The organism is Streptococcus porcorum (genome assembly GCF_053203725.1).
Genome location: NZ_JBRUDG010000002.1, coordinates 105335 through 118463, shown reverse-complemented (window position 1 = coordinate 118463; position 13129 = coordinate 105335). Strand labels below are relative to the sequence as shown.

The 13129-nt window shown below is 37.3% G+C and carries 11 protein-coding genes; all 11 read right to left on the bottom strand.

Features of this window, described 5'->3' with window-relative positions:
* Positions 1-197: 197 nt before the first annotated feature.
* The 11 genes from ftsH to ychF all read right to left on the bottom strand — a co-directional run bounded on the left by ftsH (position 198) and on the right by ychF (position 12832).
* Positions 198-2177 carry an ATP-dependent zinc metalloprotease FtsH gene (ftsH, locus tag ACVRWY_RS01135; protein ID WP_354367080.1) on the bottom strand — a complete coding sequence of 660 codons (1980 nt, stop codon included), beginning with the start codon at positions 2175-2177 and terminating at the stop codon, positions 198-200.
* 24 nt (positions 2178-2201) lie between these two features.
* On the bottom strand, positions 2202-2744 hold the full coding sequence (gene hpt, locus ACVRWY_RS01130) for a hypoxanthine phosphoribosyltransferase (protein ID WP_354367082.1): 543 nt from the start codon (positions 2742-2744) through the stop codon (positions 2202-2204).
* A 5-nt stretch (positions 2745-2749) separates the two neighbouring features.
* Complete coding sequence (gene tilS / locus ACVRWY_RS01125; RefSeq protein ID WP_354367084.1) at positions 2750-4027, bottom strand: tRNA lysidine(34) synthetase TilS; 1278 nt, start codon at positions 4025-4027, stop codon at positions 2750-2752.
* Positions 4024-5211 carry a serine hydrolase gene (locus tag ACVRWY_RS01120; RefSeq protein WP_354367086.1) on the bottom strand — a complete coding sequence of 396 codons (1188 nt, stop codon included), beginning with the start codon at positions 5209-5211 and terminating at the stop codon, positions 4024-4026. Before ACVRWY_RS01120 ends, tilS begins: the two co-directional genes overlap by 4 nt.
* A 95-nt stretch (positions 5212-5306) precedes the next feature.
* Positions 5307-5429: an SP_0009 family protein gene (locus ACVRWY_RS01115; RefSeq protein ID WP_354367088.1), complete on the bottom strand. Its 123-nt coding sequence runs from the start codon at positions 5427-5429 to the stop codon at positions 5307-5309.
* A gap of 1 nt (position 5430) precedes the next feature.
* Positions 5431-5802, bottom strand: coding sequence for an FtsB family cell division protein (locus tag ACVRWY_RS01110; protein ID WP_354367089.1), 372 nt, complete (start codon positions 5800-5802; stop codon positions 5431-5433).
* A complete protein-coding gene (locus ACVRWY_RS01105; protein ID WP_354367091.1) occupies positions 5789-6061 on the bottom strand; it encodes an RNA-binding S4 domain-containing protein in 273 nt (90 codons plus the stop codon). The genes ACVRWY_RS01110 and ACVRWY_RS01105 overlap by 14 nt, the downstream gene beginning before the upstream one ends.
* A 31-nt stretch (positions 6062-6092) precedes the next feature.
* Entirely contained in the window at positions 6093-7607 is a 1515-nt protein-coding gene (locus tag ACVRWY_RS01100) for an oligosaccharide flippase family protein (RefSeq protein ID WP_354367093.1), read from the bottom strand.
* A complete protein-coding gene (mfd, locus tag ACVRWY_RS01095) occupies positions 7558-11064 on the bottom strand; it encodes a transcription-repair coupling factor (RefSeq protein WP_354367095.1) in 3507 nt (1168 codons plus the stop codon). The genes ACVRWY_RS01100 and mfd overlap by 50 nt, the downstream gene beginning before the upstream one ends.
* A 2-nt stretch (positions 11065-11066) precedes the next feature.
* A complete protein-coding gene (gene pth, locus ACVRWY_RS01090) occupies positions 11067-11636 on the bottom strand; it encodes an aminoacyl-tRNA hydrolase (protein ID WP_354367097.1) in 570 nt (189 codons plus the stop codon).
* A gap of 80 nt (positions 11637-11716) precedes the next feature.
* Complete coding sequence (gene ychF / locus ACVRWY_RS01085; RefSeq protein WP_354367099.1) at positions 11717-12832, bottom strand: redox-regulated ATPase YchF; 1116 nt, start codon at positions 12830-12832, stop codon at positions 11717-11719.
* Between the last annotated feature and the right edge of the window lie 297 nt (positions 12833-13129).

Genomic DNA, 13129 nt, shown 5'->3' with positions numbered 1-13129 from the left:
AAACTTTAGGATGGAAATCTCCTATCGATATCAGAAAAGCTTTACTAGGAGCTAGCTCCTAGTAAAGCTTAACAAATGGATAGCTTCAAAATAACATTTTAGGTCTCACATCATTGACAAAGGTACAATTGAATAAAAATAAAAAGAGACAAACCGCAATGACTACGGTTTGTCTAATATGCCAAATATTTTAAATGTTAATCATTTTCAGAATTGCTTTCTGTCATCTTTTCTTTAATTTCATCATAAGATAAAGCATGTGCTTCTTCTGCATCATCTTCTGTTTGTTCTGGCATTTTTCCTGTTTCATAGATAGATTTGATTTGAGCTGCATCTAGTGTCTCATGCTCAAGAAGGGCTTCTGCAATTAATTTATGAGTCTCGCGATTATTATTAATGATATCTGCTGCTTTATTACGTGCTTCATTTAAAAGATCACGGACTTCCTCATCAATAAGGAGTGCAGTCTGAGCAGAATAAGATTTTTCTGGTGAAACTTGTCCAGTAAAGACTGAATGATTACCTTCATATTGAACTGGTCCCAGTTTCTCACTCATACCATACTCTGTCACCATAGCACGCGCCATCTGCGTTGCTTGCTCAAAGTCATTTGAAGCACCTGTTGTCTGAACATTAAAGATAATCTCCTCAGCAACTCGTCCTCCCATAAGGCCTGCCAATTGCTCTTTCATATCGTCTTTTGAAAGAAGATTTTGATCTTCCTTAGGAAGTGCAATCATGTAGCCACCTGCACGACCACGTGGTACAATCGTCACTTTATGAACTTCACGGGCATTAGATAGTACAAGTCCAACAATGGTATGTCCTGCTTCATGATAGGCAACAATTTGACGTTCTCGTTCCGAAATTGTCTTATCTTTCTTAGAAGGGCCAGCAATCACGCGATCTTCTGCCTCATCAATATCACTGGCATCAATAACTTTTTTATTACGACGCGCTGCAACTAATGCCGCTTCGTTTAAGACATTCTCAAGATCAGCTCCAACAAAACCTGGTGTTTGTTGTGCCACAACTTTTAGATTCACATCATCAGCTAACGGTTTATTCTTAGCATGCACGCGTAAAATAGCTTCACGTCCCTTAACATCTGGACGACCAACTAAGACTTTACGGTCAAAACGTCCCGGACGAAGAAGGGCTGGATCTAAAACATCTGAACGGTTTGTCGCAGCAATAACAATGATACTTTCATTGCCTTCAAAACCGTCCATCTCGATAAGGAGTTGGTTTAGAGTTTGTTCACGCTCATCGTTTCCGCCTCCCATACCGGCACCACGACGACGACCGACAGCATCAATCTCATCGATAAAGATAATAGCACGCTCTGCTTTTTTGGCATCTTCAAAAAGTGAACGCACGCGACTAGCTCCAACCCCTACAAACATCTCAACAAAGTCTGAACCAGAGATACTAAAGAAAGGAACGCCTGCTTCACCTGCAACTGCTTTAGCAAGTAAAGTTTTACCTGTTCCTGGAGGGCCTTCTAAAAGGACACCTGCTGGAATACGTGCACCTAGAGCTTTATATTTTTTAGGATCGCGTAAAAAGTCAACAACCTCTACCAGTTCTTGTTTTTCTTCCTCGGCACCTGCTACATCAGAGAAACGGACCTTAACATCTCCCTTATTGGCTGCGCGAGCTTTATTTCGTCCAAAGCTCATAGCACCACGTGCACCGCCACCCCCTTGATTCATCATCATGATAAGGAAGAACATGACAACAATCATAGGAACAAAACTAGCTAAAAAGGAAATCCAAGCGCGATTAGAACTTTCTTGTTTAACAGTTACCTTAGCACTGCTGCTCTCAGCTAAGTCTTCAATCTTTTTGATGGAAGAATCACTTGGTAAAACAACCGTCGTAAAGTTTTTTACTTTAGTATCGCTTGTACTAAAAAGTTTGATATCACTGGAGCTGGAGACTGTTTTAGCTTCTTTATACTCCCCACTAACTTCTATAATACTGCCATTAGGTTGATAGGTGAGTGATTTGATATCACCTGCTTTCAACTCTTTGACTAGAGTTGAATAACTGATTCTCTGACTTTGTACACTACTTCCTCTAAAATAATACTGAAATGCTGTAATAACAGAAATAATCACAACAATATAGAGGAATGAATTTTTGACAAAGCCATTATTTTTATTATTTTTCATATTAATGACTACGTTTCCTTACTTTTATTTTTTGTAAACCTCTTCTTTAAGTACACCGACATAAGGAAGGTTACGATAGTTTTCTGCATAATCCAAACCGAATCCTACAATAAACTCGTTTGGAACGTCATAACAAACATAATCTGCATCAATTTCTACAACACGACCTTCCGGCTTGTCAAATAAGGTAGCAATTTTCACTGATTTAGCTTGGCGATATTTAAACATATCACGAAGATATTTCAATGTACGTCCGGTATCAATAATATCTTCAATGAAGACAACATCACGTCCTTCAACATTGGTATCAACATCCTTTAAGATCTTAACCTCTCCACTACTTGTTGTCCCTCCGTGATAACTAGATACCACCATAAAGTCAATTTCAACATGCGTATCGATATGTTTCATCAACTCTGCCATAAAAGGTACAGACCCTTTTAAAACCCCTACAAGAAGTGGATTTTTTCCAGCATAATCTTCTGTTAGTTTTTGACCTAATTCTTTGGTCTTTGCAATAATGTCCTCTTCTGAATATAGAACCTTTTTGATATCTTGTTCTAGCATACTGTTCACCAATTTTCTAATTTTTGAATATACAATTTACCCTTCATTATATCATCTTTACTTGCTTTTCTCAAATAAGTTTTATCAGGTAACAAGATAGCCATCAGCTCATGATCTTGCTCTAAAAAAAGAGCCCTTTGCCTATCTTCCAAAGCAATCTTATCATCAATAAACAATCGTCTGACCTTTTTGGAGACTCCTCCTTGCAAAATTTTGTCACCTGCCTTTCTCTCCCTAATAAAGATTGGTGTCGTAGAAGGCAGTAAAATCACACTATCCACTTGCGATAGCGGGGTCCCGTAAGAATAAAGATAAGAACCAATCTGAACACTATTTTTATAGTCTAACAAAACTGGAAGTTTGACGCTATCGGTCTGTGGACTGATTTTTTTTATTTCGAAGTGACTATAATTTTTGATGAAGTGATAATCTTGCTTGATGGGAAGATAATAATTCTTATCACTTCGTAGCATAGTTAGTAAATCATAAAATTGGGCTTTCGTTAACTGCAAGTCTGGAATAGCCTCTAGATAAGTTTGAAAAAGATAATACTGGATAGGGTAGGTTTGTTTTTGGAACCATTCTATATCCTCTATCGTATGACTAGCTAATAAGGAATCTAGTGCTTCAGTCAATAAACTAACTTCATGGGAAAGATTGAGCAATTGCTGTTTCAATTTAGGATTTTCTTTCTCAAGTGTTGGTAGATAAAGATTTCGAATGCGATTTCTTAAATAGTCCAAAGTGGCATTACTGCTATCATAAAAATGGGGTAAGTTAGCTAGTTCTGATTTTGAGATAGATAAAAAGGGTCTAATGAGTTCACCATTTGCAAACGGCTGAACCCGCTTCATACCTTTTAAATGTCTCAGACGACTCCCCCGTAAAATACGCATAAAAACAGTTTCTGCTTGATCATCCTGATGATGAGCCGTCACTAAGGCTGTGTAACCTTCAGTTTCCATAATTTTCTTAAAAAATTGATACCGCTGATCTCTAGCCAGACTTTCTGAAAATCTCCCTTCAAAATGAGCTGTATAAAAGGGTAAACCTAACTCTTTTGCTAGCTGTGACAATTCACTTTCTTCTCTGTCTGATTCTGGTCGTTGTTTATGATTGAAATGTGCCAAGCCTAAACAAATCTCTAAATCATCTCTATAACGATATAAAAAATCCAAGAGATTCATTGAATCTATACCACCTGATAAGGCAATTAAAACCTTATCATGATGGTTAAATTCTTTTTTCTCTTGAACTTCTTTTAAAACTTTTTTATCCATCATTTTAATATATTATAAATATCATTTGCAATACGTGTTATCTCATCATACGAAGATTCATTCGTAAAAATGGATAAGACAAAGGGAGAATCACTATAAACGACTGCAACATCGTGTTTATAATCATAAGCATCTCCAATCTTATGGGCCACACGATCTGAAATATCCTTTGCAATACGCTGGTTATCAAACTCAGTATGAGACAAATAATCCATAATCTTGCCATCTTGATAATAAAGAGCTTCCATCATCTTACCAGCCATCTTAGCAGATACTTCTCGTTTTGACATATCCCAAGTTTCCCCTACGACAGCAGCAATCACTTTAGTATAAGTAGGATCAAACTGCTGGGTTACATAATAAGCTAGCATATTACTGGCAACATTATCAGACTCTTGTGCCACGGCTTTTTCCAAATCATCAATACTATAATCTTGATGATTGGCAGTATGAGGGAGGACTGTACTTCCTTCAGGTTTATAAGCAGATGAAAAAGCATTAACAGCATCAATATACTGATATTGTTGTGTGGGCTGTAACTCCCCATTAGTAATTTGTCTTTGGGTATAGTATAAGATAGGAAGCTTACTGATGCTAGCTGAATACATTTTTTTATCAGCATTTATCTCTGCCACCTCATCTGACTGAAGTTGCTTGACATAGATCGAAAGATTAGACTGATTGTACTTTTTATTTAAAAGAAGTTGCACTGCCTCCATCCGATGATCAGTTTGGCTTAAATCTGTTATTGGTACCCATACTTTATCGCTTATTTTTGCATAAATACCATATTGAGTTTGGACTTTTTCAGTAATGGAAACCTTCTGATAAGATTTATCAATCCCAGATCGTTTCTTCACACCAGTTGTATAAGGGGCTTCATAATAACTTGCATCTGCTTTAACCCAGTAAACTTCTGGAGTTTCCTCTGCTAGCAACGAAGAGCTATCTACAATATTTAGTTTACTGGCTAGGATATAACTCCCATCTGACAGTTTAAAAATCGGTTGCGCATTTTGATTATAAGTCAACATCACTATATCCAAAACTGTTTTTGAAGGGAGATAGTCTTTTTCCTGTGTTAGGTCCTGATCTTTATAAGTCACTATTAAGTGAGTGCTGATAGGTTTAGCAGGAATTTTGTCAAAAGAAAAAAATGGATTTTCTAAACTTTTCACCAAGGGCATCATTTCTTCTAGGGGAAAAGTATTCTTTTTTGAACTAGTATCCCCTACAGAAGGCCACACACTAAAGTATAGGGATAAAACAATAGCTACCCAACTCATTGTTGTCGCTCAATATCAGACTCTTCTAAATGTAGAGCTTGATTTTTTTGTTTTAACTCTTCTAACTTATCGTCTGAGTAGGATAAAAATAAGGTTACTTTTTCTAGTAAATTTTCCATATTACTTCGGTAATAAATCCGGTTCGGGATAAATTGTTTCTCCTGTCTTTGAAAAATAGTATTTGGCACGCGCATATTTAGCAACATAGTCTTCATCACTAAGTTTTTTAGCAAAATCTTGCTTGACTTTACTTTCGTTTTTCAACTGTTTAAATTCTGTCTGCAATTTTGTGATTTCAGCTTCTTTTTTTTGCAATGCACTATAATTTTGAACCAAATTAAAAATCGGAAGAATGAAAAGTAGGATGACACAAATCAAAACCCACCCCATAAAACGATTTTTTTGTCGTGTTTCCTCTTCCTCAAAACGCTGTCTGGTATTTTCATCGTTAATATAGTCATTATTTAACTGAACAACACTAGGCTTCTTCATCTACTTCAATCCTTGTTTCACTAATGATATCGTACATTTTTAAAGCATCTTCTTTTTTAGTGCTATCTTTCATTTCTAAGACTCGTACAGTCAAAAGTTTATTGCCAAAACGGATTTCAACTTCATCGTTGACTTTTAAATCTGTAGAACTTTTTGCTAACACCCCGTTCACCTTGATACGTCCTTTGTCTGCTACTTCTTTAGCGACAGGACGACGTTTTATGATACGCGATACTTTTAAATATTTATCTAATCTCATCTCGTCACCTCAAACTCTTTTTCATATTTTATCACTTTTTTTTTGAAATTGGTAGAAAAGCCCATAAGTCCTCTTCAAAAACCTGCCAAGCTTTACAATAATACAAGAAAAAACTTGCTCCACCCAGCCCTGATATCATAACATTCAATAATAGACCCAAACGACTTTCACTAGGTAATAACTGATTAGACATCTTTACCACAAGTACCATCATAACTAAGCCTAACCAAAATTTGTAGTTATAACGCCAATCCTGACTAAGCTCTGCTTTTTTCAAAAATAAAACTAAAAGAATAAGAAACGGTAAAATCGTTGCTAAGGAAGCTCCTACTGGTCCTAATAAGTAGGTGAGAGGATAAGTGAGTCCTATTTTCAATGCTAAGCCCATCACTAAATACCAAATGGCCTGGCGGCTTCTCCCCTCAATGAAATACTTCTGATGGAAAAATTGTAACAAACTGGTCCAGAATATTAAGCTGGTATAGATTGCTAGAGCTTTGTCGCCTAAATGATCTTCAAAAAGGACTTGATTTATTGGAGTTAAAAGGCTCAAAAAGCCACAGGTTAGGGTCAAACTCAAGTAAACGATCACATCATAGAATGACTGACTTTCTTTAACATATCGTTTTTTATCTTTTTGATAAGCCCTTGTCAGATGAGGGAGTTGCGAGGTAAATAAAGCCGTGGCAAAGACCAATCCAAACTGAATTAAAGGCTGTCCTCGATCATAGATCCCTTTAGCTGTCTCAGCATCTAAAGCTGAGAGACCTGAATTTTCCAATGCACTTTTCACACTAAAAGCATCGACCAATTGAAATAATAAGAGATAAATTGAAAAAAGAAGGAAATTAAAACTTTCCAAGCCTAAAGTTCCTAAAAAGGACCAATCCCAATTCCATTGCCCAAAATAATCCCTTAATTTATACGGACTCACCGCAAGTAGATAACCTAGTACCACCAAGCTAGCTAAACTATTTCCTAAGGAAGCCAGAGTAGCTGTTTGATAGATATCAAGTCCTTTAGTAAGGTAAAAAATAGCTGATAAGATAATCACACCAACTCGAACAAATTGCTCTAATACCTGACTAACAGCTGTTAACTTCATCTCTTGTTGTGCTTGAGCTAAGCCACGGTAAAAAGAAATAAAGGGAAGAAAAAGCCAGTTTACCCCAATCAACTGGAGAGCCAAAGCTAGAGAAGGAGCCTCCATCAGCTTAGCCAAAAAAGGTCCCATACCGAAAAAAAGGAGACTAGCTAGAACAGAAAAGAGAATTTCTATGAAAAAGAAACTAGATAAACTTATTTTTTTTCGACTATGGTATAAACTTGAGACTAAATTCGGAAGCCCAACTAAGCCTAAGGTCGAAATAATCGCTAAAATAGGATAAAGTTGTTGATAAGCATAGAAACCACGATCGCCAACTAAATTTTGATAAGGAATACGGTATAAGGCTGCAAGTACCTTAGAGATGAGACCACTTATAACAATAAATAAACTAGCCTTTATCTTCACTGAACTGTGCTTTTCTTGCTTTAATTTCTCCAAATTTTTCTCCAAACTTGACTAATTCCTCTAAAATCTCATAATCTTTTTGACGTCTGATATCAAAGATGACCTCAATTTTTCCTTGATGTTCACTAATACGAGCTTTCAAATCTGTCGCTGATAAAGCCTCAAAATAGTCTTGAGTTAAAAAGATTGTCTGCGAACGTTTTTCAAATCGAACATATAACTGTCCTTCTTTTTTCTCCACCATCTCAACAAACACTTGATCCAGATAAGCCTTAACAAGACCGATTTCAATTAAATAAGCCACTTGATCTGGATACTCTCCAAAGCGATCTATTAACTCATCTTGCAACTCTTCATAATCTTGGCGTGTCTCAATGGAGCGAATGCGTTTATAAATTTCAATTTTTTGACGTTCATCATCCACATACTCTCTTGGAATATAAGCATCAATTTGCAATAACAACTCCGCATTCCCTTTTTGGCGAACCTGAGATTTCCCTTGTTTTTTAGCAATAGCCTCTTCTAGCAATTGTGAATACATTTCAAAACCAACGGAATCAATAAAGCCACTTTGAGCACTCCCTAAGATATTACCAGCACCACGAATAGACAAGTCCCTCATAGCAATTTTAAAACCACTACCAAGCTCTGTAAACCCTTTAATAGCTTCCAAGCGTTTTTCAGAAACTTCTGTTAGTACCTTGTCTGGACGATACATCAAATAAGCATAGGCAATCCGATTACTCCGTCCAACACGTCCTCTCAGTTGATACAAAGTCGATAAGCCCATATGATCAGCATCTTCAATAAAGAGAGTATTCACATTGGAAATATCGACTCCCGTCTCAATAATAGTTGTTGCCACCAAGACGTCATACACACCATTGATAAAATCCAATAGGGTATTTTCTAGCTGAATTTCTCCCATCTGGCCATGAACAAAGCCAATCTCTGCCTCAGGTAGCAGATCCTTTAATTCTACCACCTTTTGCTCAATGGTCTCCACCTTATTATAAACATAGAAGACTTGCCCCCCACGCTCCATCTCACGTAAAACAGCTTCTCTCACCATCCCAAGATTCGTCTCTAGAACATAAGTCTGAACGGGATAACGATTGGTAGGAGGAGTTTCAATAACAGATAAGTCACGAATCCCTAACATCGACATATGTAAGGTACGAGGAATAGGTGTTGCAGTCAATGTCAACACATCAACCTTCGTTTTTAACTCTTTTAGACGCTCCTTATGTTTAACACCAAAGCGTTGTTCCTCGTCAATAATAATTAAACCCAAATCAGCAAAAATAACATCTTTTGACAATAAACGATGCGTCCCAATAAGAATATCTACACGCCCTTTTTTAGTTTTTTCGAGCGTCTCATCTTGTTCCTTTTTTGTCTTGAAACGACTCATGACATCAACTTCAACAGCGTAATCTTCAAATCGTTTTTTAAAGTTTTCATAATGCTGTTGAGCAAGAACTGTTGTAGGGACCAAAACAGCTACCTGCTTACCATCATTAACGGCCTTAAATGCCGCTCGCATCGCCACCTCAGTCTTACCAAACCCAACATCTCCTACCAAGAGACGGTCCATTGGACGAGCTTTTTCCATATCTTTTTTGATTTCTGCTATACTGCGGATTTGGTCATCAGTTTCCACAAAGGCAAAGTCTTGATCAAAACGCTCCTGCTCTTCATCGTCTTGTGAAAAAGCAAACCCTTTTTGTTGGTGGCGCTCAGCATAAAGTTTAAGCAGATCATCTGCAATATCCTCAACCTGTTTAGCTACTTTTTGCTTTGTTTTTTGGAAACGCCCATCATTTAGCTTATTAACCTTAGGTACTTTACCATCACTTGCTACATAGCGAGAAAGAGTTTCAATCTGCTCAACAGGCAGAGAAATGCGATCAGAGTTTTGATATTGAATGGTTACATAATCACGATGAATCCCTGAAACTTCAAGTGTCTCAATCCCTAGAAATTGCCCAATACCATGCACTTGATGGACTACATAATCTCCTTTAGAAAGCTCATTATAATCTTTCAAGCGCTCAGCATTACTGATGGATTGGCGACGAAGCTTACGCTTGACTTTACGGTGAAAAATCTCCTTTTCAGTAATCAAGACAAGACGCCCGTCGGCAAAATGAAACCCATTTGACAGATGACCAACAAAAAGCTGAATTTGACCTTCTTGAAGTTGATCTGCCTGTGTGATCAAAACTTCAAATCCGTACTCTTCAAACAGCTTTTTCAACCGTTCCGAAGACTGATCAGAATCCACCTGAAACAAAACTGTAGAGCCATTTTTTTTGTACCTCTTCGCTTCATCAACTAACAAAGGAATTTGGTTAAAAAATTCCTGCATGGCATACTGTGTCAGGTGGTGTACCGCATCAAATTTTAAATTCCCCAAGCCCTTATGGAAAGTTGAAAAGAAAGTGGCTGGCTGATAGGAACGCCAATTGTGATAAGGATTTGCAAAATAAGAAAGACGAGAGACTGCTTTTCCTTGTTGTAAATCTTCTGTTAAAAGGTTAGCCAGTTCAAGCTCAAATTTAGCTTGTTTATCCACCAGTTTTTGAAAATCATCAAAGACTAAACAACTCCCTTTAGGTAAGTAATCCAACAAAGTCCATTCTTTTTCATAAAAAACAGATAAAAACCGTCCTAAATCCTTATGCCGATAACCAGCCTCTAATGTTGAAATAAGCTCCCTTAAATAAAGCTCCTGCTCACTATTTGCCGTCTGAATAGCCTGATTTAAAAACTCTAAACCACGCTGCCAATCAGCCTCCGTTAAGACCTGTGGGTCAATAGGCGAGAGAGAAATGCTGTCTAAACTTTCAAGAGACTTTTGAGAGGAAATATCAAAAGTCCGAATACCGTCAATCTCATCACCAAAAAATTCAATCCGATAAGCTTGATCTTTTGAGAGTTCATAAATATCTAAAATATCCCCTCGTCTGCTAAACTCTCCTGGACTAAGAACTTGTTTGACCGAACTATAGCCATTTCGCAATAAAAATTTAGTCAGTTTCTCTAAATCTTTTTCTTCACCTACTTGTAGTTGTAAATGGTAGGTAGAATAAGTTTCAGGGGAAGGCAGTAATACTCGCATCCCAACAAAACTGGTCACCAAAATTCCATCTTTATCTCCAAGTAAAAAATCCAATGCGCGTAAACGGGACTGACTTTTATCAAATGAAGAAAAAATAAATTCAGCTGCTGCCATATCATCGGCAAAAAAATCATACAAAAAGATGTCATCCAAGACCGCAGATAAATTTGCCAACAACTGCTCTGCTTCATTTTGGCTCGATAAAACAACAATAATCTTACCGCCATTTTTTTGAAAGGCAGAAGCAATCGCTAGAGCACGACTACTTCCTGATAAGCCCATCACTAAGTGGCGCTCGTTTTGTGCAAACCCTTTTTGCCAAGCTTGAATTTTTTTATCCTTGGAAAATAAATCAATAATATTCATAACTACCCATTATACTTCTGCATTGTTGCCGCAAAATCACCTGTTGACAGATAAAAATCAAGGGCCGATTCTACTCGATCCAAAGTCGCCAAAATACTAGCATAATCCTCTTGGTCAAAAGTACTTAAGACATGACTAACCACCGATTGCCCTGATTTGGGACGTCCAATACCAATTTTAATACGGTCAAATTCTTGGGTCCCAAGATGTTTGATAATAGACTTGATGCCATTATGTCCACCTGCTGAACCTTTTTGACGAAAACGAATTTTACCAACAGCCATATCCAGATCATCATAGATGATAATCATATCTTCAATGGCAATATTAAAATAACTTGATAAAGCTTTCACTGCAATACCACTTTCATTCATAAAAGTGACTGGTTTCACTAGGTAAATCTTTTCACCATTAAAAAAACCACTCGCAACCTCTGCTTTAAAAATTTTATCCAAGCTAAAAGATAAGTTTAAAGTTTTAGCAACTTGATCTACCAGCATAAAGCCAACATTGTGTTTCGTTTCATGATATTTAGCACCTGGGTTTCCCAGACCAACAATCAATTTGACCATTCTTCTCCTCTTTCTATATTGTATCTGTTTTTAACTCTAGACCAAAAAGGCTGGAAAATACTTTCCAACCAATTTTCATCTTACACATTAAAGCGGAATTCCATGATGTCTCCATCCTGAACAACGTATTCCTTTCCTTCTTCACGAAGTCGTCCAGCTTCTTTAACCGCTTTTTCACTGCCATACTTGATTAAATCATCATAAGACATCGTTACCGCACGAATAAAGCCACGCTCAAAATCAGAGTGAATAATACCAGCTGCTTGTGGTGCCTTGATACCGCGTTTAAAGGTCCAAGCACGGACTTCTTTTTCTCCTGCTGTAAAGTAGGTACCAAGTCCAAGGAGATGATAGGCTGCACGTGTCAATTTATCTACGCCAGATTCTGCTAAACCGATTGCTTCTAGAAATTCTTGTTTATCTTCTTCATCTAACTCTGAAATTTCTTCTTCAGCACGCGCAGAAATGACCACTACTTCTGCATTTTCTGTTGCTGCAAAGTCACGAATTTGTTGAACATAGTCGATATCATCTGGCGAAGCTACTTTATCTTCATCGACATTTGCAACATAGAGGACTGGTTTAGTCGTCAAGAGGAAAAGCCCCTTTACAACTTTTTCTTCTTCTGGAGTGAAGTCGATTGTTCGTGCTGACTTCCCATCTTCAAGAACTGGCTTAATTTTTTGAAGAACATTAAACTCTTCAACAGATTCCTTATCTTTTTGCGTACGAGCCATTTTTTCTACACGCGCATAGCGTTTATTGACAGAATCAAGATCGGCTAAAATCAACTCAAGATTGATGGTATCAATATCTGCCAAAGGATCTACAAAAGCATCCTCACGACCTTGCTCCCGCATGACATTCTCATCGTCAAAAGCACGAACTACATGAACAATCGCATCAACCTCGCGAATATTGGCCAAGAATTTATTTCCAAGTCCTTCACCTTTTGAAGCACCTTTTACGATACCAGCAATATCAGTAAATTCAAAAGTCGTTGGCACTGTCTTTTTAGGAGTGATGAGTTCGGTCAATTTCTGCAAACGCTCATCAGGTACTTCTACCATGCCAACGTTTGGATCAATAGTAGCAAATGGATAGTTGGCAGCTTCTGCACCTGCCTTTGTAATTGCATTAAATAGGGTTGACTTACCAACGTTTGGTAAACCTACGATTCCTGCTGTTAAAGCCATATTTTCTTACTCTCCAATTAAAAATTCAATCATGACTATTATAGCAGAAAAGTAGATAAAAATCCTGCCAAATGACAGGACTCTGAAAATTATTTTATCCCCATTGCAAAATCCAAACTCTGAGAAGCTAAATGATCATATAGAGGATAGACAGAAAAATTTCTCTATTTTCAACTGGTTGCTTGTATGCTTCGTTCAAGTATTCAAAAGCATCATTTTCCACTTGGAGACAAGATTATAGAAAATATAAAATTGCTTCTACCAACTCAACTTGGGACAGGTTACTAGCTATGCATA

Bases quoted from the DNA above. Each gene is read 5' to 3' on its own strand.
- ftsH (WP_354367080.1), bottom strand. From the start codon at position 2,177: ATGAAAAATAATAAAAATAATGGCTTTGTCAAAAATTCATTCCTCTAT.
- hpt (WP_354367082.1), bottom strand. From the start codon at position 2,744: ATGCTAGAACAAGATATCAAAAAGGTTCTATATTCAGAAGAGGACATT.
- tilS (WP_354367084.1), bottom strand. From the start codon at position 4,027: ATGATGGATAAAAAAGTTTTAAAAGAAGTTCAAGAGAAAAAAGAATTT.
- ACVRWY_RS01120 (WP_354367086.1), bottom strand. From the start codon at position 5,211: ATGCCCTTGGTGAAAAGTTTAGAAAATCCATTTTTTTCTTTTGACAAA.
- ACVRWY_RS01115 (WP_354367088.1), bottom strand. From the start codon at position 5,429: ATGGAAAATTTACTAGAAAAAGTAACCTTATTTTTATCCTACTCAGAC.
- ACVRWY_RS01110 (WP_354367089.1), bottom strand. From the start codon at position 5,802: ATGAAGAAGCCTAGTGTTGTTCAGTTAAATAATGACTATATTAACGAT.
- ACVRWY_RS01105 (WP_354367091.1), bottom strand. From the start codon at position 6,061: ATGAGATTAGATAAATATTTAAAAGTATCGCGTATCATAAAACGTCGT.
- mfd (WP_354367095.1), bottom strand. From the start codon at position 11,064: ATGAATATTATTGATTTATTTTCCAAGGATAAAAAAATTCAAGCTTGG.
- pth (WP_354367097.1), bottom strand. From the start codon at position 11,636: ATGGTCAAATTGATTGTTGGTCTGGGAAACCCAGGTGCTAAATATCAT.
- ychF (WP_354367099.1), bottom strand. From the start codon at position 12,832: ATGGCTTTAACAGCAGGAATCGTAGGTTTACCAAACGTTGGTAAGTCA.